Source organism: Streptomyces sp. MH60 (assembly GCF_002939385.1).
Classification (GTDB): domain Bacteria; phylum Actinomycetota; class Actinomycetes; order Streptomycetales; family Streptomycetaceae; genus Streptomyces.
Window position 1 is genome coordinate 25544 of record NZ_MULI01000007.1, and the last position, 21714, is coordinate 47257.

20 protein-coding genes are annotated in these 21714 nt (G+C 74.3%); 15 read left to right on the forward strand and 5 right to left on the reverse strand.

The features are described 5' to 3' along the window. Window positions 1–12: 12 nt before the first annotated feature. Complete coding sequence (locus BZZ08_RS07315) at window positions 13–366, forward strand: DUF488 domain-containing protein (protein ID WP_104631313.1); 354 nt, start codon at window positions 13–15, stop codon at window positions 364–366. 35 nt (window positions 367–401) lie between these two features. Here BZZ08_RS07315 and BZZ08_RS07320 read toward each other — a convergent pair whose 3' ends face one another. After that, window positions 402–1997: an FAD-binding dehydrogenase gene (locus BZZ08_RS07320; RefSeq protein WP_104631314.1), complete on the reverse strand. Its 1596-nt coding sequence runs from the start codon at window positions 1995–1997 to the stop codon at window positions 402–404. 23 nt (window positions 1998–2020) lie between these two features. Continuing rightward, entirely contained in the window at window positions 2021–2644 is a 624-nt protein-coding gene (locus tag BZZ08_RS07325; RefSeq protein WP_198601342.1) for a TetR/AcrR family transcriptional regulator, read from the reverse strand. A gap of 126 nt (window positions 2645–2770) precedes the next feature. Here BZZ08_RS07325 and BZZ08_RS07330 point away from each other — a divergent pair, with 126 nt between their 5' ends. The 3 genes from BZZ08_RS07330 (at window position 2771) to BZZ08_RS07340 (ending at window position 5466) form a co-directional block, all read left to right on the forward strand. Continuing rightward, window positions 2771–3400, forward strand: a complete 630-nt coding sequence (locus BZZ08_RS07330) for an alpha-ketoglutarate-dependent dioxygenase AlkB (RefSeq protein WP_104631315.1) — start codon at window positions 2771–2773, stop codon at window positions 3398–3400. Window positions 3401–3477: 77 nt separating this feature from the next. Then, window positions 3478–4224 carry an MBL fold metallo-hydrolase gene (locus BZZ08_RS07335; RefSeq protein WP_104631316.1) on the forward strand — a complete coding sequence of 249 codons (747 nt, stop codon included), beginning with the start codon at window positions 3478–3480 and terminating at the stop codon, window positions 4222–4224. Between the two features lie 9 nt (window positions 4225–4233). Then, the gene (locus tag BZZ08_RS07340; protein ID WP_104631317.1) at window positions 4234–5466 is read left to right on the forward strand and encodes a DUF4032 domain-containing protein; all 1233 of its coding nucleotides are present in this window, start codon (window positions 4234–4236) and stop codon (window positions 5464–5466) included. A 16-nt stretch (window positions 5467–5482) separates the two neighbouring features. Here the strand turns inward: BZZ08_RS07340 and BZZ08_RS07345 are convergent, their stop codons facing one another. Then, entirely contained in the window at window positions 5483–6355 is an 873-nt protein-coding gene (locus BZZ08_RS07345) for a universal stress protein (RefSeq protein WP_198601343.1), read from the reverse strand. A gap of 210 nt (window positions 6356–6565) precedes the next feature. Here BZZ08_RS07345 and BZZ08_RS07350 point away from each other — a divergent pair, with 210 nt between their 5' ends. From BZZ08_RS07350 to BZZ08_RS07395, 10 genes are all read left to right on the forward strand, one after another. After that, window positions 6566–8242 carry an FAD-dependent oxidoreductase gene (locus BZZ08_RS07350; protein ID WP_104631319.1) on the forward strand — a complete coding sequence of 559 codons (1677 nt, stop codon included), beginning with the start codon at window positions 6566–6568 and terminating at the stop codon, window positions 8240–8242. Window positions 8243–8253: 11 nt separating this feature from the next. Then, window positions 8254–9750 carry an ATP-binding protein gene (locus BZZ08_RS07355; protein ID WP_446750242.1) on the forward strand — a complete coding sequence of 499 codons (1497 nt, stop codon included), beginning with the start codon at window positions 8254–8256 and terminating at the stop codon, window positions 9748–9750. Then, a complete protein-coding gene (locus BZZ08_RS07360) occupies window positions 9747–10100 on the forward strand; it encodes a UBP-type zinc finger domain-containing protein (protein WP_104631321.1) in 354 nt (117 codons plus the stop codon). Before BZZ08_RS07355 ends, BZZ08_RS07360 begins: the two co-directional genes overlap by 4 nt. 53 nt (window positions 10101–10153) lie before the next feature. After that, a complete protein-coding gene (locus tag BZZ08_RS07365; RefSeq protein ID WP_104631322.1) occupies window positions 10154–13120 on the forward strand; it encodes a helix-turn-helix transcriptional regulator in 2967 nt (988 codons plus the stop codon). Window positions 13121–13205: 85 nt separating this feature from the next. Beyond that, window positions 13206–14510 (forward strand): CAP domain-containing protein, encoded by a 1305-nt coding sequence (locus BZZ08_RS07370; RefSeq protein ID WP_104631323.1) that lies wholly within the window; start codon window positions 13206–13208, stop codon window positions 14508–14510. Window positions 14511–14567: 57 nt separating this feature from the next. Then, window positions 14568–15245 carry an AIM24 family protein gene (locus tag BZZ08_RS07375; protein ID WP_104631324.1) on the forward strand — a complete coding sequence of 226 codons (678 nt, stop codon included), beginning with the start codon at window positions 14568–14570 and terminating at the stop codon, window positions 15243–15245. 100 nt (window positions 15246–15345) lie between these two features. Then, window positions 15346–16305 carry a threonine/serine dehydratase gene (locus BZZ08_RS07380; RefSeq protein ID WP_104631325.1) on the forward strand — a complete coding sequence of 320 codons (960 nt, stop codon included), beginning with the start codon at window positions 15346–15348 and terminating at the stop codon, window positions 16303–16305. A gap of 151 nt (window positions 16306–16456) precedes the next feature. Further along, window positions 16457–18076, forward strand: coding sequence for a serine/threonine-protein kinase (locus tag BZZ08_RS07385; RefSeq protein WP_104631326.1), 1620 nt, complete (start codon window positions 16457–16459; stop codon window positions 18074–18076). Between the two features lie 57 nt (window positions 18077–18133). Further along, entirely contained in the window at window positions 18134–19111 is a 978-nt protein-coding gene (locus tag BZZ08_RS07390; protein ID WP_104631327.1) for an LLM class F420-dependent oxidoreductase, read from the forward strand. A gap of 92 nt (window positions 19112–19203) precedes the next feature. Beyond that, the gene (locus BZZ08_RS07395) at window positions 19204–19632 is read left to right on the forward strand and encodes an SsgA family sporulation/cell division regulator (protein WP_104631435.1); all 429 of its coding nucleotides are present in this window, start codon (window positions 19204–19206) and stop codon (window positions 19630–19632) included. Window positions 19633–19688: 56 nt separating this feature from the next. Here BZZ08_RS07395 and BZZ08_RS07400 read toward each other — a convergent pair whose 3' ends face one another. Continuing rightward, window positions 19689–20111 (reverse strand): DUF6328 family protein, encoded by a 423-nt coding sequence (locus BZZ08_RS07400; RefSeq protein ID WP_241965406.1) that lies wholly within the window; start codon window positions 20109–20111, stop codon window positions 19689–19691. Between the two features lie 238 nt (window positions 20112–20349). On the opposite strand from BZZ08_RS07400, the gene BZZ08_RS07405 reads away from it, so the two are divergent. Next, the gene (locus BZZ08_RS07405) at window positions 20350–20700 is read left to right on the forward strand and encodes a hypothetical protein (RefSeq protein WP_104631329.1); all 351 of its coding nucleotides are present in this window, start codon (window positions 20350–20352) and stop codon (window positions 20698–20700) included. A gap of 27 nt (window positions 20701–20727) precedes the next feature. Here BZZ08_RS07405 and BZZ08_RS07410 read toward each other — a convergent pair whose 3' ends face one another. Beyond that, window positions 20728–21711 carry an aldo/keto reductase gene (locus tag BZZ08_RS07410; protein ID WP_104631330.1) on the reverse strand — a complete coding sequence of 328 codons (984 nt, stop codon included), beginning with the start codon at window positions 21709–21711 and terminating at the stop codon, window positions 20728–20730. Window positions 21712–21714 lie beyond the last annotated feature (3 nt).

Consider the following 21714-nt stretch of genomic DNA (forward strand, 5'->3'; position numbering starts at 1 on the left):
GGGAGGACCGCCATGAGCGTGCGCGTGCGCCGCGTCTACGACCCGCCGGAGCCGGACGACGGCGTGCGGGTCCTGGTGGACCGGCTGTGGCCCCGGGGCGTGTCGAAGGACGCGGCGCGGGTGAACGAGTGGCCCAAGGGGCTCACCCCGTCGACCGGGCTGCGCCGCTGGTACCACGCGGGCGAGGGCTCGTACGACGAGTTCGCGCGCCGGTACGAGGCGGAGCTGACCGCCCCCGAGGCGAGCGAACTCCTCGACCGCGTGCGGGAAATGGCCGCGGCGGGCGATGTGACGCTGCTGACCGCGGCCAAGTCGCCCGGCGAGAGCCACGCCGCCGTGCTGCTCCGCCTCCTCGACGAGGGCTGAGGGGGGGCGGAGCGGCCGATGGGCGGGCGCGTCGCTCAGGCGGTCTGCCGTGCCGCGGCCCGCCCCGCCGCCCGTCCGGAGAACAGGCAGCCGCCGAGGAAGGTGCCCTCCAGCGCGTTGTACCCGTGCACCCCTCCCCCGCCGAAGCCGGCCACCTCACCGGCCGCGTACAGGCCCTCGACCGGGGTGCCGTCGGCGCCCAGGGCGCGGGAGTCGAGGTCGGTCTGGATGCCGCCGAGGGTCTTGCGGGTGAGGATGTGCAGCTTGACGCCGATCAGCGGACCCGCCGCGGGATCGAGGATACGATGCGGGGCGGCGACCCGGCCGAGGCGGTCGCCGATGTAGCGGCGGGCGTTGCGGATGCCCTGCACCTGGGCGTCCTTGGCGTAGGGGTTGGCCAACTGAAGGTCGCGGGCCTCGATCTGGCGCCGGAGGGCCGCGGCGTCCAGGAGCGGCTCGTCGGTCAACCGGTTCATCTTGTCGACCAGTTGCTCCAGGTCCGGCGCGGTCACGAAGTCGGCGCCGTTGCGCAGGAACGCGTCCACCGGGCCCGGTGCTCCCCTGCCGAGCACGCGTTCGCGCAGGAAGCCGGCGCGGTCCTTGGCGGTGATGTCGGGGTTCTGCTCGGAGCCGGAGAGCGCGAACTCCTTCTCGACGATCTTCCGGGTGAGGACGAACCAGGAGTGGTCGTGTTCCGCGAGACCCTCGGCCGTGCGCAGATGGCGCAGGGTGCCCAGGGTGTCGTAGCCGGGCAGGTACGGCTCCGGCAGCCGGCGGCCGAGCGCGTCGAACCACATGGAGGACGGCCCGGGCAGGATGCGGATGCCGTGGCCGGGCCAGATCGGGTCCCAGTTGCGCCCGTCGACGTAGGCGGGGACGCCAGTGACCATCTCGGCGGGCGGGGTCCCCAGGCGCTCGGGCCAGTGACGGCGGACGATGTCGTGGTCGGCGCCGATGCCGCCGGAGGTGACGACGACGGCCTGGGCGGTGAGTTCGAACGCACCGGCCGCGTCGCGGCTGGAGGCGACGCCGCGCGGTGAGTCGTCCGGCACGAGGACCGTGCCGCGCACCCCGCGCGCGGTGCCGCCCTCGACGATCAGGTGGTCGACGCGGTGGCGGTGGTGAACGGTGAGCAGCCCGTCCCGCACGGCCTGCTTCGCGTACCGCACGAAGGGCTCGACGACCCCCGTGCCGGTGCCCCAGGCGATGTGGAAGCGGGGCACCGAGTTGCCGTGTCCGCCCGCCCTCAGGTCGCCGCGCTCGGCCCAGCCGACGGTGGGCAGGAAGGTGATGCCGTGCCCGGCCAGCCAGGACCGCTTCTCCCCCGCCGCCCACTCCACGTACGCCCGCGCCCAGCGCACCGCCCAGGAGTCCTCGTCCTCGGTCCGGTCGAAGCCCGCGCTGCCCTGCCAGTCGTTCCAGGCCAGGTCGAAGGAGTCCTTGACGCCGAGCCGGCGCTGCTCCGGGGAGTCGACGAGGAAGAGACCGCCGAAGGACCAGAAGGCCTGCCCGCCGAGATTGGCCGCGTTCTCCTGGTCCACCAGGGCGACCCTCCTGCCCCGGCTGGTCAGCTCGTGGGCCGCGACCAGGCCCGCCAGACCCGCTCCGACCACGATGACGTCGGCATCCATGGCGACCGTCCCTTCCTGTTCTGTCATTGAGGCGTGCTGCCGTCGGTGAGCAGCGCGGTGAGCAGCTGTCCCAGCCAGACCCGGGCGCCTGCGACGTCCCGGTCCAGGAGCAGTTGGGTGGTGACCCCGTCGTAGGCGGCGACCACGGCGTGCGCGGCTTCCCCCGCGTCGCCGAGGACGGCGGGCGGCGCGGTGTGTCCGCGGGCCCTGGCGAGCCGGTCGGCGATCGCGCGCCTGAGGCGGGCCCGGTGCTCCAGCAGGACCCGGGCGACCTCCGGGTCGCGGGCGGCGTGCACCAGGAAGTCCGTCTTCACCAGGAGCCAGTCGCGGTCGAGGAGCAGCACCTCGGTGACGCGCTCCACGGCGGCGGGGACGTCCAGACCGGGTCCGTCGGCGGCGAGGGCGGCGGTCACCTGCTCGGCGATCAGGTCGGCCCGCTGCTCGTAGAGGGCGAAGAACAGCTCGTCGAGGCTGTCGAAATTGGAGTAGAAGGCGCCCCTGCTGTACCCGGCGGCCTCGCAGACCTCCTCGATCGACACCCGCCCGAAGCCCTTGGCGGCGAACACCGCGAACGCGGCGTCCAGGAGGTTCGCGCGGGTGCGCACACGCCGCCTGGTCACCCGCCCGGTGGTCGCCTTCGCCGTCATGCCCGGCCCCTTCGCTCGCTTCGATGCGCGAATGTATCGGATACACCGGCGTATCGAAAGGGGCGGTCACGGAAGGACGGCCACGACAGTTAGAACACACTTTCGAACAAGGAGTAGGCTGGTCCCATGACCACGCACCTCCAGGGCTCGCTCTTCGACCAGACCGACGAGGTCCGGCTGGGTTCGCTCGACGGACTGCGCCGCACGCACCTCGGTGCCGGAGCCTGGATCGACCTGCTCCCGGGGTGGCTGAGCGGCGCCGACGCGCTGTTCGAGCGGCTGTCCGCCGAGGTCCCCTGGCGCGCGGAGCGGCGGGAGATGTACGAGCGCGTCGTCGACGTGCCCCGGCTGCTGGCGTTCTACGGCGTGGCCGACCCGCTGCCGGACCCCCTGCTGGCCGAGGCGCGCGACGCCCTGTCGGCCCACTACGCCGAGGAGCTGGGCGAGCCCTTCACCACCGCGGGCCTGTGCCACTACCGCGACGGCCGGGACAGCGTCGCCTGGCACGGGGACCGGATCGGGCGCGGCGCCCGCCAGGACACGATGGTCGCCATCCTCTCGGTGGGCGCGCCCCGGGACCTGCTGCTGCGCCCGGCGGGCGGCGGCGGGCAGACCGTGCGCCGCCCGCTGGGCCACGGCGACCTGATCGTGATGGGCGGCTCCTGCCAGCGCACCTGGGAGCACTGCGTCCCCAAGAGCACCCGCGCCGCCGGGCCCCGCATCAGCGTCCAGTTCCGCCCGCACGGCGTGCGCTGAGGGCCGGTCAACCGCCCGGGCCCGGTTTCTGGTTGGCTGTCCCGCGCGGGGGCATCCGACCTGGAACGCGGGAGATCATGAGCGCGGACGTACGGCAAGTGGCCGACGGCACCTATCTGGTGCACGGCGGCAACACCAACTGGGCCATCCTCACCGACGGCGACGCGGTGACCCTCGTCGACACCGGCTACCCCGGCGACCGCCGGGCACTGCTCGACTCACTGGCCGCCGTCGGGAGTTCACCCGAGGCGGTGGCGGCCGTGCTGATCACCCATGCCCACAACGACCACCTGGGCTCGGCCGAGTACCTGCGCGCCACCCACGGCACCCCGGTCCTGCTGCACGAGGCCGAGGTGCCGCACGCGCGGCGGGACTTCCTCCAGCAGGTGTCGGTCGGCACGGTGCTGCGCAACGCCTGGCGCCCCGGCGTACTGCCGTGGATGGCGCACGTGCTGCGCACCGGCGGCACCGAACAGCACCCGGTGACCGCTCCCGCGCCCTTCCCGGCGGACGGTGCCCTCGACCTGCCCGGCCGGCCCGTGCCGGTGCACACCCCGGGGCACACCGACGGCCACTGCGTCTACCACCTCCCCGACGCCGGGGTGGTGATCTCCGGCGACGCGCTGGTGAGCGGGCACGCCATCTCCCGGATCGAGGGACCGCAGCTGCTGCCCGACCTGTTCCACCACGACCGGACGCGCGCGATCGCCTCGCTCGACGTCATCGCCGGGCTGGCGGGCGACCTGCTGCTCCCGGGGCACGGTCCCGTCCACCGCGGGCCGGTGAAGGACGCCGCGGAACGGGCCCGGGAACGGGCGTTCTAGAGTCGGGGCATGGCCTTGCAGATCAGCGCCACCAATCCGGAGCACCCCGCGCTCCTGCTCGAACTGCCCTGGCAGCTGCCGCTGGAGCAGTGGCCCGAGGAGTACCTCGTGCCCCTGCCCCGCGGCATCTCCCGGCACGTGGTCCGCTACGCGCGCGCCGGGGACGAGGTGATCGCCGTCAAGGAGCTGGCCGAGCGGCCCGCGCTGCGCGAGTACCAGCTGCTGCGCGATCTGGACCGGCTCGCCATCCCGGCGGTGGACGCGCTGGCCGTGGTCACCGGCCGCTCCGACGCCGCCGGTGAGGCGCTGGAACCGGTGCTGGTCACCCGGCACCTGGGCGGCTCGCAGCCGTACCGGTCGATGTTCGAGACGACGCTGCGCCCGGCGACCATGCACCGGCTGATGGACGCCCTCGCGGTGCTGCTCGTCCGGCTGCACCTGGCCGGATTCGCCTGGGGGGACTGCTCGCTGTCCAACACCCTCTTCCGGCGCGACGCGGGCGCCTACGCCGCCTACCTGGTCGACGCCGAGACCGGCGACCTGCACCCGCGGCTCAGCGACGGCCAGCGCGGCTACGACCTCGACCTGGCCCGGGTGAACATCAGCGGGGAACTGCTCGACCTGGAGGCCTCCGGGGCGCTGCACCCCTCCGTCGACCCGGTCGAGTTCGGCACCGAGATCTGCGCCCGCTACCGGAGCCTGTGGGAGGAGCTGACCCGCACCTCCGTCTATCCGGCGGGCAAGTACCACTACATCGAGCGCCGGATCCGGCGCCTGAACGACCTCGGTTTCGACGTGGCCGAGATGCAGATCGAGCACGCCTCCAACGGCGACACCGTCACCTTCGTGCCCAAGGTCGTCGATGCCGGCCACCACCAGCGCCAGCTGCTGCGCCTGACCGGCCTGGACGCCGAGGAGAACCAGGCCCGGCGGCTGCTGAACGACCTGGAGAGCTGGATGGCCACCCAGGACGACTACGCCCCGGGCGACCCCCTCGGCGCCCGCCCGGAGGTCCTCGCCCACCGCTGGGTGCGCGAGGTCTTCCGGCCCACCGTGCGCGCCGTGCCGCTGGAGCTGCGCGGGGCGATGGACCCGGCGGAGATCTACCACGAGCTGCTGGAGCACCGCTGGTACCTGTCCGAGCGGGCCCAGCACGACATCGGCCTGGACACGGCGGTCGAGGACTACCTCGTCAACATCCTGCCCACGGCCCGGGAAACCCTGCGGCCCACGGCGGACTGAGCGGCGCGGCCAAGGCTCAGCTGTGCGGGACCACCGCCACCGGGCACCCCGCGTGGTGCAGCACGCCGTGCGCCACCGACCCGATCCGGGCGCCGACGGCCGTACGGCGGGCGCGGCGGCCGACGACCATCAGCTGGGCGTTCGCGGACACCGACAGCAGCACCTGGCCCGCGCTGCCCATCTCCACGTGTTCGACCACCGGTACGTCGGGGAAGCGCTCGCGCCACGGTGCGAGCGCCTCGCCGAGCGCCTTGTGCTCGTACTGCTCCAGGCCCCCGGCCTCGTCGGCCAGCGCCATCGAGCCGGGGCTGTAGGTGAAGACCGTCGGCAGGGCCCAGGCCCGCACGGCGCGCACGGTGGCGCCCCGCGCGGCGGCCGCCTCGAAGGCGAATCCGATGACGTCGGCGCTGTCCTCCGGCTCGCCCTGCTGGCCCACGACGACCTCGCGGCCCGCGGCCTCGGCGGCGGCCTCGTCACCGGCCCGCACGAGGACGACCGGCCGGGTCGCCTCGGCGATCACCTGCCGGCCGACCGAGCCGAGCAGGAAGCCGACGACCGCCCCGTGGCCGCGCGAGCCGAGGACCAGCGTCTCGGCCTCGGCCGCGGCGGCGAGCAGCGCCGCGACCGCGTCGCCCTCGCGGACGTCGGTGGTCACCGTCAGGCCGGGGTGCCGTTCGGTGACCGTCCCCACGGCCCGGGCGAGGGCGTCGCGCGCCCAGGTCTCCTGCGTCTCCCGGTCCACCGTGCCGGCCGCGCCCTGCCCCTGGAACCGCCAGGCGTGCACGACGTGCAGCGGGGCCCGGCGGCGGACCGCCTCCCTCGCCGCCCAGGCCAGTGCGGCCAGGCTCTCCTCCGAACCGTCCGAGCCTGCCGTGATCGGGCGCGTCATGCGGGTCCCTCCCTGGGTCGCGGGAACGTCGTTCTCGCGGCCCAGTCTTCCCCAAGCCGCCCGCACGGCCGCACCGGGGGGAGCGGACGCACGCCGGTGGTCTCCCCCGCCGCCCGAGCGAGGACCGGCGATCGAACATACGATGGCCGCAGGCCGGTGTGGTGACGGGGACGCCGTGCCGTGAATCCGGCCGCTCGACGTGGGGGACGTATGGCACAGGCCGACGGGGAGACACGGACCGTCATCATGACCGTGGACGACGATCCGGGGGTCTCCCGCGCCGTCGCCCGCGACCTGCGGCGGCGCTACGGGGCCACGTACCGGATCGTGCGCGCGGAGTCCGGCGAGTCGGCGCTCGGCGCACTGCGGGAACTGAAACTGCGCGGCGACCTGGTGGCCGTGATCCTCGCCGACTACCGGATGCCGCAGATGAACGGCATCGAGTTCCTCGAACAGGCCCTGGACGTGTATCCGGGCGCCCGGCGGGTGCTGCTGACGGCGTACGCGGACACCAACGCGGCGATCGACGCGATCAACGTGGTCGATCTGGACCACTACCTGCTCAAGCCCTGGGACCCGCCCGAGGAGAAGCTCTACCCGGTCGTGGACGACCTGCTGCAGGCCTGGCGCACCGGCGACCACCGTCCGGTGCCCAGCACCAAGGTCGTCGGGCACCGCTGGTCGGCGCGGTCCTCGGAGGTCCGGGAGTTCCTGGCCCGCAACCAGGTGCCCTACCGCTGGTACTCCGCGGACGAGCCGGAGGGGCGGCGGCTGCTGTCGGCGGCCGGGCAGGACGGACAGCGGCTGCCGGTGGTGATCACGCCGGACGGGACCCCACTGGTGGAGCCGGAGGCGCCCGACCTGGCCGCGCGGGTGGGCCTGGCGACCACGCCGACGGCCGACTTCTACGACCTGGTGGTGATCGGCGGCGGCCCGGCGGGGCTCGGCGCGGCCGTGTACGGGGCCTCGGAGGGGCTGCGGACGGTCCTGGTGGAGCGGTCGGCGACCGGCGGGCAGGCCGGGCAGAGCTCCCGCATCGAGAACTACCTGGGCTTCCCCGACGGCGTCTCCGGCGGCCAGCTCACCGAGCGGGCCCGGCGGCAGGCGGCGAAGTTCGGCGCCGAGATCCTCACCGCGCGCGAGGTGACCGGCCTGGAGGCGAACGGCGCGGCGCGGGTGGTCCGGTTCTCGGACGGCTCGGAGATCGCCGCGCACAGCGTCATCCTGGCGACCGGCGTGTCCTACCGGCAGCTGACCGCGCCGGGCACCCACGACCTGGCCGGCTGCGGGGTGTTCTACGGCTCGGCGCTGACCGAGGCGGCCTCCTGCCAGGGCCACGACGTGTACATCGTCGGCGGCGCCAACTCGGCCGGGCAGGCGGCGATGTACCTGGCCAGGGGCGCCAAGTCCGTGACGCTGCTGGTGCGCGGCGACTCCCTGGCGGCGTCGATGTCGTACTACCTGATCCAGCAGATCGAGGAGACGCCCAACATCCACGTGCGCTGCGGCACCGTCGTCGAGAGCGCGCACGGCGACGGCCACCTGGAGCGCCTGACGCTGCGCGACGCGGTCGGCGGCGCCACCGAACTCGTCGACGCGCAGTGGCTGTTCGTGTTCATCGGCGCGGCTCCGCTGACCGACTGGCTGGACGGCACGGTGCTGCGGGACGAGCGCGGCTTCATCCTCGCCGGGCCGGACCTCACCCCGGACGGGCGGCCACCGGCCGACTGGGAGCTGGACCGGCCGCCGTACCACCTGGAGACCAGCGTCCCGGGCGTGTTCGTGGCGGGCGACGCCCCCGCGGGGTCCGCCAAGCGGGTCGCGTCCGCCGTCGGAGAGGGAGCCATGGCCGTGATGCTCGTCCACCGGTACCTGGAGCAGTCGTGAGCGGGCGGCCGATGCCGTGCAGCCCCGAGGAGGTCGGGAAGCTGTTCCTGTTCGAGGGGCTGACGCCCGAGCAGCTGGGCCGGCTGTGCGCCGAGGGCCGGGTGGAGCTGTTCGACCCGGGCCCCGTGTACGCGGAGGGCGAGGACGCCACCTGCTTCTACGTGATGCTGGAGGGGACGGTCGTGCTGACCCGCCGGGTCGGCGGGGACGAGGTGGAGACCAACCGCACCTCGCAGCGCGGGGTGTACGCGGGCGCGATGCAGGCGTACGTCGGCGACCGGGTGCCGCAGGTCTACAACAACTCGATGCGGGTCACCGAGCCGACGCGGTTCTTCGTGCTGCCTGCGGACACCTTCGCGGCCGTCATGCGGGAGTGGTTCCCGATGGCGGTGCATCTGCTGGAGGGGCTGTTCTTCGGGTCCAAGAACACCCAGCGCGCCATCGGCCAGCGCGAGCGGCTGCTGGCGCTGGGCTCGCTGTCCGCGGGTCTCACCCACGAGCTGAACAACCCGGCGGCGGCCGCGGTGCGGGCCACCTCGACGCTGCGGGAGCGGGTGGCGAAGATGCGGCACAAGCTCGCCGTGATCGCCGAGGGCCCGTTCTCCCGCGACGCGCTCGCGGGGCTCATCGAGATACAGGAGCGCACGGCGGAGCGGGTCGCCAAGGCGCCCTCGCTCAGCCCGCTGGAGGCCGCCGACCGGGAGGACGCCCTCGGCGACTGGCTGGCGGACCACGGGATCGAGCAGGGCTGGCAGCTGGCGCCGACCTTCGTGCAGGCCGGTCTGGACACCGAGTGGCTGGAGCAGGTCGCGGCGGCCGTGGACGCGGAGATCCTGCCGGGAGCGGTCGGCTGGCTCAACTACACGGTCGAGACCGAGCTGCTGATGAACGAGATCGCGGACTCCACCGCCCGCATCTCGCACCTGGTGGACGCGGCCAAGCAGTACGCGCAGCTCGACCGGGCGCCCCACCGCACGGTCGACGTCCACGAACTCCTCGACAGCACCCTGCTGATGCTCTCCGGGAAGATCGGCCCGCGGATCGAGGTCGTCAAGGAGTACGACCGTACGGTGCCCGACGTCCCGGCGTATCCGGCGGAGCTGAACCAGGTGTGGACCAACCTGATCGACAACGCGGTCGCCGCGGTGAACGGCGCGGGCGGCGAGGGGACGCTGACCGTGCGGACGGCACTGCACCACGACCGGCTGCTGGTGGAGTTCCGGGACACCGGCACCGGGATCGCCCCGGAGATCCGGGAGCGCATCTTCGACCCGTTCTTCACCACCAAACCGGTGGGCGAGGGCACCGGGCTCGGTCTGGACATCTCCTGGCGGATCGTGGTCAACAAGCACCACGGCAGCCTCCAGGTCGAGTCCGTGCCGGGCGACACCCGTTTCCAGGTGCTCCTGCCGCTCACCGCCGCGGAAGCCGATCCGACCGAGCCGACCGAGCCGACCGAGCCGACCGAGCCGACCGATCCAGCCGATCCGACCGAGGAGCCGGTATGACCAGCGACACCGGAATCGACCCCACCGTCCCGCCGAGCGGCACCGGCTGCGCCGAGTGCGACGCGGCCGACGGCTGGTGGTTCCACCTGCGGCGCTGCGCGAGCTGCGGCCACGTCGGCTGCTGCGACAGCTCGCCGGGACAGCACGCGACCGGCCACTACCGGTCCACCGGGCATCCGGTGGTGCAGAGCTTCGAGCCGGGCGAGGACTGGTACTGGGACTACGCGACCAACGAGGTCCGCGAGTCGGGCCCGGACCTCGCCCCGCCCGGCAGCCACCCGGCCGACCAGCCGGCGCCCGGCCCGGCGGGCCGGGTCCCGGCGGACTGGGCGGCCGCCCTGCACCGCTGACCCGGCCGCGGGGCCGGGGACGGGGAGGCCCGCCGCCCGGCCCGCGTGTCAGGATGGGCGGCGTGTCGCAGACCTCACTCACCAGCCCGCTCGTCGGCCGCGAGGACGAACTCGCGCGTCTCACCGGCGTACTGGAGCGCGCCCGCGCCGGCGAGGCCCGCGCGGTCCTGGTCGCCGGGGACGCCGGGGTCGGCAAGACCCGGACCCTGGACGAGGTCGCCGGGCGGGCCGCCGCGGCCGGGACGACCGTGCTCACCGGTCACTGCGTGGACCTGGGCGACGTGGGTCTGCCGTATCTGCCGTTCACCGAGATCCTGGGCCTGCTCGCCGCCGACGAGCGGTTCGCCGCCGTGCTGGCCGGGCATCCGGTGGCCGACCGGCTGCTCGGCGGCGGCCCGGACGACGGGACCGACGCCGCGCCCTCGCGGCTGCGGCTCTTCGAGGGCGTGGCCGCGCTGCTCACCGACCTGGCGGACGTCGCACCGCTGCTGCTGGTCCTGGAGGACCTGCACTGGGCCGACCAGTCCTCCCGGGACCTGCTGAGGTTCCTGCTCAGCCGGGGAGTCCTGCAGCGTCCGGCGGGCGGGGCGCCCGGCCACCGGCTCGCGCTGTTCGCCTCCTACCGGGCGGACGACCTGCACCGCCGCCATCCGCTGCGCCCGCTGCTGGCCGAGCTGGTGCGCCTGCCCGGCGTGGAGCGGCTGGAGCTGCGTCCGCTGCCGGACGCCGACGTGGCCCGGCTGGTGCGCTCGCTGCGGCAGCGGCGGCTGCCGGACACCACCGTGCGCCGGATCGTCGAACGGGCCGAGGGCAACGCCTTCTACGCCGAGGAGCTGGTCGCCGCCACGGACGCGCCGGCCGGGGGCGTCCCCAGCGGACTGGCCGACGTCCTGCTCATCCGCTTCGAGCAGCTGTCCGAGACCGCCCAGCAGGTGCTGCGCACCGCCGCAGTGGCGGGCCGCCGGGTGGGGCACGACCTGCTGCGGGACGCCGTCGGGCTGCCCGAGGGGGAGCTGGAGTCGGCGCTGCGCGAGGCGGTGGAGCGGCAGTTGCTGGTCTCCGGCGACGGGGGCGCCTACTCCTTCCGGCACGCCCTCGCCCGGGAGGCGGTCTACGCCGACCTGCTGCCCGGTGAACGGGCCCGGCTGCACGGCGCGTTCGCCCGGCTGCTCGCCGGTCCGGACCGCCGGTCGGACCACGCGGCCGAACGCGCGCACCACTACCGCGAGAGCCACGACCTGCCGGAGGCGCTCGCCGCGTCCCTGGAGGCCGCCGACCACGCCCAGCGGGTCGGCGCGCCCGCCGAGGAGCTGCGGCACGTCGAGGCGGCGCTCGACCTGTGGACGGCGGTCGACGCCGCCGCGCGTCCCGCCGGACCCGACGCGGTGACGCTGACGCTGCGCGCCTCGGCGGCCGCCGTGCACGCCGGTGAGCTGCACCGCGCGGTCTCCCTCACCCGCTCCGCGCTGGCGGGCCTCGGCCAGGACGCGGACCTGGAGCTGGCCGCCCGCGTCCGCTACACCCTGGCCGGCAATCTGCTGAGCGTCGACAACCTGGAGTCCGCGTACGCCTACAGCAGCGAGGCGCTGGGCCTGATCCCCGCCGAGCCGCCCTCGTCGACGTGGGTGTGGGCGGCGGCCACGCATGTGACGGCGGCCCGCCAGGTCGGTGAGAACGAGACGGCGCTGCGGGTGGCCCGCCGGGCGCTGGGGGCCGCCGAGGAGCTGGGGGTCACCGACGCCCGCGCCGACCTGCTGATCTCCCTGACGAGCCTGGAGGGTCACAACCGCGCCACCCCCGGGGGCCGGGAGCGGCTCCTGGAGGCACGCGAGCTGGCGCGGCGGGCGGGCAACGCGCCCGTGGAGCTGCGGGCGCTGTTCAACCTCGCCATCGGCTGCTTCGAGTCCGGCGACCTGAAGGAGTGCCTGCCCTGGGCGTCGGAGGGACTGGACCGGGCCCGCCGCTCCGGGCTGCTGTCCTCGCCCTACCCGCGGGAGATGCGGTATCTGCGGCTGCTGGTGCGGTACACGCTGGGCCACTGGGACGAGGTGCTGCGCGAGTCCGCCGAGGACGCCGGGGAGCGGCCGGCCCTGGACGGTCACGCCCTCGGGCCCGGGCTGTACGTGGCGCTGGCGCGCGGTGACTCGGAGGCGGTCGACCGGGCCCGCGCGCTGTTGAGCGGGCCGTTCGACTGGATGGCGCGGATGGTCGCGGGCGTCGTGCTGACCGACGCGGCGGCGCTGCGCGGGGACGCGGAGGACGCCGTGCGGTGGATGCGGTCCAGCGTCGAGACGCTCACCGAGGCGGGCACGCGGCCCACCGTGACCCTCCGCCTCGCCACCCTCGCGCTGTCCGCCGTCGCCGACACCGTGAGCGAGCTGCGCCGGGCCGGGGACGAGGCCGGGGTGGTCCGCTGGACGGAGACGGCGGCCGAACTGCTGGCCGACGCCCGCTGGTCCGCCGCGCACGGTTACGACGACGACCCGCAGGGCCCGGAGGGCCAGGCGTGGCTGGCGCGCGCGGAGGCCGAGTGGTCCCGGGTCGCCGACGCCGCGCCGGACCCGGCGGCGTGGGAGAAGGCGGTGGCCGCGTTCACGTACGGCGACGCCTATGAACGGGCGCGGTGCAGGCTGCGGCTGGCCGAGGCCCTGCTGGCCGCCGACCGCCGCGAGGAGGCGGCCGCCGAGGCCGACGCCGTACGCCGGGAGGCCGACCGGCTCGGCGCGACGGTGCTGCGCGAGCGGCTCGACGACCTGGCCCGCCGCGGCCGGCTCACGGGCCCGGCACCGGCCGGAGCGGGCGCCGCGGCGCTGACCGCCCGTGAGCAGGACGTCCTGCGGCTGCTCGCGCTGGGGCACAGCAACCGCCGGATCGGGGAGGAGCTGTTCATCAGCGCCAAGACCGCCAGCGTCCACGTGTCCAACATCCTCGCCAAGCTGAACGCGGCCAGCCGCACGGAGGCGGTCGCGGTCGCCCACCGGCAGGGCCTGGTCGCCCCGGAGCCGACGTCGTCGCACTGAGGCGGGCCCCGGGAACCCCCGCCGCCGGGCGGACGTTGACCCGGCACCGGTACCCGGAGCGCGCACCACGACACAGGACGGCACGATGAGCGACTTGGTCCCCGGGGGCAACGTCCCTCTGCCGGGCGGCCCCGTGAGCGTACGGGTGCCCGCCGGCTTCGACGTGTCGGCGCTCGTCACGGACGACGGCGGCAAGGTCGGGAGCGACGAGGACTTCGTCTTCTACAACCAGCCGGAGGCGCCCGGCGCGAGGCTGCGGGGGGACACGCTCACCGTCGATCCGGCGCGGCTGCGGCCGGGCGCCACCCGGGTGACGGTGGCGGTCGGCCCGTCGGACCCCGGCACCGCCCTGAGCGCGCTCCCCTCCCCCACCGTCCATGTCACCGACGCCCGCGGCCGGGCCGTCACCCGGTTCACCCCCGCGCGTGCCGGGCAGGAGACCGTGCTGCTGCTCGTGGAGTTCTACCGGCGCGGCGAGGGCTGGAAGGTGCGCGCCCTGGGGCAGGGGTACGCGGACGGACTCGCCGGACTGGCCCGGGACTTCGGCGTGGAGGTGAGCGACGAGGCGCCGCCGGAGTCCGCCGCGGGGCCGGACCCGGTCCCGCCGGGGGCCGAGTCCGACGGCTTCCTGGTGCTGGTCAACTCGGCCCGCGCCGCGGCCGGTTCGCCTCCGGTGCGGGCCGACTCCCGGCTGCTCGCCGCGGCCCGGGCGCACGCCGCCGCCATGGCCGCCGCGGGCACCCTGAGCGTCGAGACGCGGGACGGCGTCTCGGTCCACCAGCGCGTCGTCTCGGCCGGGTTCGCGTATCTCACCGTCGGCGAGCACCTGGTCTCGGGTCCGCGCACGCCCGCCGAGTTCGTCGCGTACTGCCTGCGCACCGAGCGCACCCGGCGCCCGCTGCACGACGGCCGCTTCACGCACGCCGGGTGGGCGCACGTCACCGGCGGGCCTGCGGGCGACACGTACTGGACGGCGGTGTGGGCGGTGCCGCTCACCCCGGACGGCCTGGCCCGTACGACGGCGGAGGTCGCCGCCCTCACCAACCGGGAGCGGGCGGGGGCGGGGCTGCCCGCCCTGTCCGTCGACGCCCGGCTGACCGCCGCGGCGCAGGCGCACAGCGCGGACATGGTGGCCCGCGACTTCTACTCCCACACCGATCCGGACGGCGGCCAGCCCTGGGACCGGGCCGCCGCCGCGGGCGCCGCCCGGCGCACGGTCGGCGAGAACATCGCCTGCGGCCAGCGCTCCCCCGCCGACGTGGTCGAGGGCTGGATGAACAGCCCGGGGCACCGGGCCAACATCCTCAAGGCCGACTTCACCCACATCGGTGTCGGGCTGGCCGGCGGCGGCCGTGCGGGCACGTACTGGACCCAGCTCTTCGGCGGCTGAACTGTCCACCGGCCCCGGATCTTGGCGGAACGGGACACTCCGGGACAGGATGCCGTCATGAAGGGTGACCTCTTTTCCAGCGAGCACATGGTGCAGCCCGCCACAGCGCCGGGCATGACCGTCGAGAACTCCAAGTGCATCCGTTACGCGGTGAACGGCGAGATGCTCGCCCGGCAGGGCGCGATGATCGCCTACCGGGGCGGCCTCCAGTTCGAACGCAAGGGCCAGGGCGTGGGCGGCATGCTCAAGCGCGCGGTCACCGGCGAGGGGCTGCCACTGATGGCGGTGCGCGGACAGGGCGAGGCCTGGTTCGCGCACGAGGCCCAGAACTGTTTCATCGTCGAGGTGGAGCCGGGAGACGAGTTCACCGTCAACGGCCGCAACGTCCTGTGCTTCGACGCCTCGTTGTCCTACCGCATCGCCACCGTCAAGGGCTCGGGCATCGCCGGTGGCGGACTGTTCAACAGCGTTTTCACCGGACAGGGCCGGCTGGGCCTGGTGTGCGAGGGCAATCCGCTCGTCATCCCGGTCTCGCACCAGTACCCGGTCTACGTCGACACGGACGCGATCGTCGGCTGGTCCGCGGGGCTCTCGACCTCCCTGCACCGTTCGCAGTCGATCGGCTCGATGCTGCGCGGCGGTTCGGGCGAGGCGGTCCAGCTGCTGCTCCAGGGCGAGGGCTTCGTCGTCGTGCGGCCGAGTGAGGCGACGCCGCAGAAGACGCAGCAGCACTGACCCCTCCTTCCTCCCCCGGGATCCGTGTTGACCTTGGGTGCGTCGCGCGAAAGGGTGCGAGGGGGCGCGGATCACCGCCCGCGCCGGAAGGAAGAGTGCCTTGATCGGGATCACGGAGATCGAAGCCGCGGCCGAGCGGATCGCCGGACATGTCGTACGCACCCCGACCGTGCCCAGCCCGGGGCTGTCCGCGCTGCTCGGCGTCCCGGTCACCGCGAAGCTGGAGCTGCTCCAGCGCACCGGCTCGTTCAAGGCGCGCGGTGCCACGGCGAAGCTGCTGTCGCTGACCGAGGCCGAGCGGGCCGCCGGTGTCGTCGCGGTCAGCGGCGGCAACCACGGCATCGCGGTGGCGGTGATGTCCGCCGCCCTCGACGTGAAGGCCACGGTGGTCATGCCGCGTACGGCGCCGGCCCGTTCCGTGGAGATCGCGGAGGAGGCCGGCGCGGTGGTACGGCTCACCGACGGTATGGACAGTGCCTTCGCGCTCGTCGCCCGGCTCCGTGAGGAGGGGCTGACCCTGGTCCACCCCTTCGACGACCCCGTGGTGATCGCGGGGCAGGGCACCGTGGGACTGGAGTTCGCCGAGGACGCCCCGGACCTCACCGACGTGCTGGTGAGCATCGGCGGCGGTGGGCTGATCGCGGGCGTGGCGGCGGCGCTGCGGGCGCTGCGGCCCGGGGTGCGGATCTGGGGCGTGGAGACCGAGGGCGCCGAGGCCATGTCCCGGGCGCTCGCGGCGGGCGGGCCGCTCGCGGTGCCCCTGTCCTCGGTCGTCACCACGCTCAGTGCGCCGGCCGTCTCCCAGATGACGTACGACCATGTGTCGGAGCTGGTCAGCGAGGTGCTCGTGGTGCCGGACCGGGAGGCGGTGCGGGGTTCGCTGGCGCTCGCCGAGCACGCCAAGGTGTGGACCGAGCCCGCCGCCGGCTGTCTGCTCCCGGCGGCCCGGCGGGTCGTGGAGCGGGTGGGCGGCGACGCCCGGATCGGGCTCGTGGTGTGCGGGGGCAATGCCACGGTGGCCGACATGGCGGGGTGGGCGGACCGTTTCGGACTGCGCTGACGCGGGACCGGGTGCGGCCCGGCCCCGGCACGCCCCGTTTTTGAAGAAGGGTCAGAAACGGGGCCGCCGGGCGCGTTCGCTGAACGCACCGCCGTCCCCTCGACGTACCTCTGGTCGAGCAGAGAGCCGGCGGTGCGAACGAGGGATGGCCATGGGCAGGGCGCACGTCTCCACACACGAGCTGGTCGCCGGGCACTACCGCCTGTTCGAGGTCGTCCAGCGCGAGACGAACCGTGTCTGCTGGTCCGGGGAGGACACGAGGACGGGCCGCCCGTGCCTGGTCACGCAGATCGCGCTGCCGGAGCAAGGGGCCGGTGAGGCCGTCCGCCGGGCCCCGGACCGGGTGATCCGCACCGGCGAGACCATGGCCTCGCTGTGCCCCGGGCGGATCGCCGTGGTGCTCGACGCGGTGGTCGCGGACGGCATGCTGTGGACGGTGACCGAATGGGTCGCCGCTGTTCCGCTCGGTGACCTCCTCGACCGCCGGGGCGCGTTCGAATACGCCCGGGCCGCGCGCGTCGGCCTGGAGCTGCTGGCGGTGCTGGAGGCGGCGCACACCCACGGCGTGACGCACGGCGAGCTGAGCCCGGGGCAGGTCTTCGTGCGCGAGGAGGGCTCCGTCGTCGTCACCGGCTTCGGGCTGGCCGGCGCCACCCTCGCCCCGCGGCTGACCGCACCCGCGTACGCCTCGCCCGAGCAGGCCCGCGACGAGCGGATCGGGCCCGCGGCCGACCTGTGGACGCTGGGCGCGATCCTCTACACGATGGTGGAGGGCCGGCCGCCGTTCCGGGACCGGGGCCGGCCGGAGGCCACGCTGAGAGGGGTGGACCGGCTGCCGCTGCGCACGCCGGTGCGCGCCGGTCCGCTCGCCCGGGCCGTGCAGGGGCTGCTGCGCAAGAACTCCCGGGAGCGGCTGACCCGCCCGGTGGTGCGCGCGGCCCTCACCCGGGCGCTGGCGGAGGAACCCGGCACCACCGTGACCGAGGCGACCACCCGGCCCGGGCTTCGCGGTGTGTACGCCGCCGCCCGGCAGGCGGGCCGCGACCGGCCGCGGCGGGCCATGGCCGCCGGGACGGCCCTGGCCCTCGTGACCGTCACGGTCGCCGTCCTCGCGGTCCTCACCGCCACCGACGGGCTCCCCGGCACGGACGACGGCGCCGCCCCGGACGCCCGGCAGCGCCCCTCGTCGCCCGCCGCCCCGCCCACCGGCTCCGGCTCCGGTCCCGGTGCCGGTTCCGCGCCACCCCCCTCCCCCTCCGGTAGCCCGAGCCCGAGCGCCTCACCGTCGCGGCCGGGTGTCCCCGTTCCGGCCGGGTTCCACCGCTACGAGGCGCCGGAGGGCTTCTCCGTCGCCCTTCCCGGCACCTGGCGGCGACTGGACACCTCGCGGGTGCCGGACGGCGCGTACCGGGTGGTCTTCGGCGCGTCCGGCGACCCGCGCACCCTCGCCGTCACCTACAGCAGGAGCGCGGGCGCGGACGCGGTGGCCGTCTGGCGCGACGACGTCGAGCCGGGCCTCGCCCGCTCGGACGGCTACCGGCGGATCGGCGAGATCCGCGCGACCACCTACCGGGGGCGTGCGGCGGCCGACATGGAGTGGCTGGCCGGGGACGACGGCACCCGGGTCCACACCTTCGGCCGCGGCTTCCTGCTCGGCGGCGGACGCAGCTTCTCGCTGCGCTGGACGACTCCGGCGGGCGACTGGGACGACACCGCGAACGAACGGGCACTCGCCGCCTTCCTCGCGACCTTCCGCGAGGACGCGAGCTGACCCCTTCCGCTCCGTTTCCACCTGTTTTCCCCCGGGCCGGGCGGGGACTCGGCCGCCATGGCACACATCGGATACACGATGATGACCGAGCAGGCCGGCCCGCGGGAACTCGTCGGCCATCTGGTGCGGGCCGAGGAGGTGGGCTTCGACTTCTCGGTGACCTCGGACCACTACTTCCCCTGGCTGCGCTCACAGGGACACGCCCCCTACGCGTGGAGCGTGCTGGGCGCCGCGGCGCAGGCGACCTCCCGCATCCCGCTGATGACGTACGTGACGTGTCCGACCTTCCGGTACCACCCGGCGGTGGTGGCGCAGAAGGCGGCGACGCTGCAGTTGCTGTCCGAGGGCCGGTTCCGGCTGGGGCTCGGATCGGGCGAGAACCTCAACGAGCACGTGGTGGGCGGCGGCTGGCCGTCCGTCGACGTACGGCACGAGATGCTCCAGGAGGCCGTGGAGATCATCCGGGGACTCTTCGCGGGCGGTCACGTCAACCACCGCGGCACGCACTTCGACGTGGAGTCGGCCCGGCTGTGGGACCTGCCGGAGAGCGCGCCGCCCATCGGCATCGCCGTCTCCGGCGAGCGTTCCTGCAAGCTGGCGGGCGAGTCCGCCGACCTGGTGATCGCCACCGAACCGAAGGCGGGGCTGCTGGAGTCCTTCGACCGGCACGGCGGAACGGGCAAGCCGCGCGTGGGCCAACTGCCCGTCTCCTACGACCCCGACCGGGACACGGCGATCAAGCGGGCCCACGCGCAGTTCCGGTGGTTCGGCAGCGGCTGGAAGGTCAACTCCGAACTGCCGCACCCGGACTCCTTCGAGGCGGCCACCCAGTTCGTGACGCCCGACGACGTCGCCGAGTCCATCCCCTGCGGCGACGACCCGGACGCCTTCGTGGCGGCCGTACGCCCGTACGTCGAGGCCGGGTTCACCGAGATCGCGCTGGTGCAGATCGGCGGCGAGTCGCAGCCCGCCTTCCTGGACTGGTCGGAGCAGACCCTGCTGCCCGCGCTGCGCGAGGAGTTCGGCCGCGACTGAAACCCGGCACAGGTGAATCACCCGGATGACTGAGCATCTTGCCGCTGTGCGGGGTACCCGGGGGATCTACGTCCGTCCTCATGGAGGCCCTCGTGAACACCGCCGTGCACAAGACCCTGGTCGTGCAGCTCCAGGCGGGCGACACCGCCGACCGGTTCCCGGTGCTCGCCCACTTCGGGTACGACGCGGCGGACCCGTTCGCCCTCACCGTGGTCTTCAGCCACGACGGCCGGGTGCTCGCCCGCTGGGCGCTGGACCGGGAGATGGTCGCCGAGGGGCTCACCCGTCCGGTGGGCGTGGGCGACGTGCGGCTGCGGCCGGAGTCCCGGGAGATGTGGGACGAGCTGCGCATCGAACTCCTGGGTGCCGTCCGGGCCGACGGCGGCCGCCACCGTGCCGTGGTGTTCGTGTGGGCCGCGGCCGTCGACGCCTTCCTGCGCGAGACGCACACGGTGGTCCGGCCGGGGCGGGAACGCGTACACGTCGACGACTTCCTCGCCGAGCTGACGGCGGAGGGCTGATCGCGAAGGGGTGACGGCGGAGGGCCGACAGCCCCGGGACTGCGGACCGCGGCTGCTCAGCGGGTGTGGCGGTGCCGGGTCCACAGCGGTATCCCGAACCAGCACAGCAGGTACCAGAGCACCACTCCGGTGACGAGGTAGGGCACGAAACCGTCGTGGGTCGCGACGCGCAGGATCAGCAGCAGCGAGCAGGCCGTCGTGGCGAGCAGCAGTACCAGGCCGAGCACGGTCAGCCGGGACGCCCACCGCACGGCCTGGGGCTTCACCCGCCGTCCGGAGACCAGGCGGTGCAGGGAGACCGGGCCGATCAGGGCGCCGGTCGTCACGGCGCCGAGGACGACGGTGATCAGGTAGATCATCTGATCGGTGTCCGAAAGGCTCTCGTACTTCGGCTGGAACACGACCGTCAGCAGGAAGCCGAACAGGATCTGCACGCCCATCTGCGCGACGCGGACCTCCTGGATCAGCTCCGTCCACATCCGGTCCGCCCGCTCCTCCTCGGTCTCGTTGCGGCCCCTGCGGCGGACCTGTCCCTCAGCCGGTTCCGAGTCCGAGTGCGTCACGTCTTCCTCCCGTGGGCCATCGCCTGCGTCCCCTTCCCTGTTCCCGCGATCCCCCCACTCAGGCGCCGGGCCGGCGCGGCGAGGGCCGGTTTGGCTGATCGGGGGAGGGTTACACGGGCCGGGACCGACCGACGCGCGGCAAGGAAGGCGAAGAATGTCCGACACTCAGCTCACCGTGACGCTCGACGGCGGCGGCATCGACGACGCGCGGGCGATCGTCCGCGCCCTGGAGGGCGTCTTCGGGGCTCCCGACGGCCGGCCCTCCGACGAGGGGGCGACGGTGCGCACCGCGACCTTCGGCTCCCCCGGCACCCCGCAGGCCGCGGACGCGCCCGCGCGGGCAGCGGACGGCACGCTGTCCGCGCCCGTGACGGTCACCGTCCAGGGCACGCCGCAGGCCGTGGAGGCGGCGAGCGAGACACTGTCCCGCGCCTTCACCGCACGCAACGACGGAGTGGCCTCGGGCGACCAGGAGCGGGAACGGCAGTTGCTCCTGGTGCCCTGAGGCCGGGCCCCGTCGCCCGTCGGCCGTCTACCAGCGGCCCTCGACCTGGTCCTTGACGCGGCGGTCGTACAGGCCGCGGATCGCGGCGAGGGTGTCGTCGGACAGCTCCGGCAGCCGGGCGGCGTCCGTGTTGGCGCGGGCCTGCTCGGGCGAACGGGCGCCCGGGATCACCGTCGTCACGCCGGGCTGCTGGACGATCCAGCGCAGCGCCAGCTGGGCCGGGGTGTACCCCTCGGGGGCGAGCGCGGCGAACTCGGCGGCGGCCTCCACCCCGGTGGCGTAGTCGACGCCGGAGAAGGTCTCGCCCTGGTCGAAGGCCTCGCCGTGCCGGTTGAAGTTCCGGTGGTCGTTCGCCGCGAAGACGGTGTCCTTGGTGTATTTGCCGGTCAGCAGGCCGGACGCGAGCGGCACCCGGGCGATGATGCCGACGCCCGCCTCCCGGGCCGCGGGCAGGACTTCGCGCAGGGGCTTCATGCGGAACGGGTTGAGGATGATCTGGACGCTGGCCACGTTCGGCCGGGCGATCGCGGTGAGCGCCTCCTCGCAGGTCTCCACGCTGACGCCGTAGGCGGCGACCCGCTCCTCCTCGACCAGGGTGTCCAGGGCGTCGAACACCTCGTCGCTGGAGTAGACCGGCGTCGGCGGGCAGTGCAGCTGCACCAGGTCGAGGCGGTCGACGCCGAGGTTGCGGCGGGAGCGGTCGTTCCACTCCCGGAAGTTGTCCAGGACGTAGTTCTGCGGGATCTGCTCGACCCGGCGGCCCATCTTGGTGGCGACCAGCACGTGCAGGTCGGGCCTGCTCGCGAGGAAGGTCGCGATGGTCTGCTCGCTGCGGCCGTCGCCGTAGACGTCCGCCGTGTCGAAGAAGGTCACCCCCGACTCGGCCGCCGCCTCCAGGACCGCGAGGGCTTCCTTGTCGTCGACGTCTCCCCAGTCGGCGCCCAGTTGCCAGGTGCCGAGGCCGACGACCGACGCGTGCTGATCCGACCTGCCGAAAGTGCGCTCGTCCATGGC

Coding starts and splice junctions, on each gene's coding strand:
- BZZ08_RS07325 (WP_198601342.1), bottom strand. CDS start 2,644: ATGACGGCGAAGGCGACCACCGGGCGGGTGACCAGGCGGCGTGTGCGC.
- BZZ08_RS07385 (WP_104631326.1), top strand. CDS start 16,457: ATGGGCAGGGCGCACGTCTCCACACACGAGCTGGTCGCCGGGCACTAC.
- BZZ08_RS07345 (WP_198601343.1), bottom strand. CDS start 6,355: ATGACGCGCCCGATCACGGCAGGCTCGGACGGTTCGGAGGAGAGCCTG.
- BZZ08_RS07400 (WP_241965406.1), bottom strand. CDS start 20,111: ATGTGGACGGAGCTGATCCAGGAGGTCCGCGTCGCGCAGATGGGCGTG.
- BZZ08_RS07350 (WP_104631319.1), top strand. CDS start 6,566: ATGGCACAGGCCGACGGGGAGACACGGACCGTCATCATGACCGTGGAC.
- BZZ08_RS07315 (WP_104631313.1), top strand. CDS start 13: ATGAGCGTGCGCGTGCGCCGCGTCTACGACCCGCCGGAGCCGGACGAC.
- BZZ08_RS07405 (WP_104631329.1), top strand. CDS start 20,350: ATGTCCGACACTCAGCTCACCGTGACGCTCGACGGCGGCGGCATCGAC.
- BZZ08_RS07390 (WP_104631327.1), top strand. CDS start 18,134: ATGGCACACATCGGATACACGATGATGACCGAGCAGGCCGGCCCGCGG.
- BZZ08_RS07375 (WP_104631324.1), top strand. CDS start 14,568: ATGAAGGGTGACCTCTTTTCCAGCGAGCACATGGTGCAGCCCGCCACA.
- BZZ08_RS07355 (WP_446750242.1), top strand. CDS start 8,254: ATGCCGTGCAGCCCCGAGGAGGTCGGGAAGCTGTTCCTGTTCGAGGGG.
- BZZ08_RS07320 (WP_104631314.1), bottom strand. CDS start 1,997: ATGGATGCCGACGTCATCGTGGTCGGAGCGGGTCTGGCGGGCCTGGTC.
- BZZ08_RS07370 (WP_104631323.1), top strand. CDS start 13,206: ATGAGCGACTTGGTCCCCGGGGGCAACGTCCCTCTGCCGGGCGGCCCC.
- BZZ08_RS07330 (WP_104631315.1), top strand. CDS start 2,771: ATGACCACGCACCTCCAGGGCTCGCTCTTCGACCAGACCGACGAGGTC.
- BZZ08_RS07365 (WP_104631322.1), top strand. CDS start 10,154: ATGGGCGGCGTGTCGCAGACCTCACTCACCAGCCCGCTCGTCGGCCGC.
- BZZ08_RS07340 (WP_104631317.1), top strand. CDS start 4,234: ATGGCCTTGCAGATCAGCGCCACCAATCCGGAGCACCCCGCGCTCCTG.
- BZZ08_RS07360 (WP_104631321.1), top strand. CDS start 9,747: ATGACCAGCGACACCGGAATCGACCCCACCGTCCCGCCGAGCGGCACC.
- BZZ08_RS07410 (WP_104631330.1), bottom strand. CDS start 21,711: ATGGACGAGCGCACTTTCGGCAGGTCGGATCAGCACGCGTCGGTCGTC.
- BZZ08_RS07335 (WP_104631316.1), top strand. CDS start 3,478: ATGAGCGCGGACGTACGGCAAGTGGCCGACGGCACCTATCTGGTGCAC.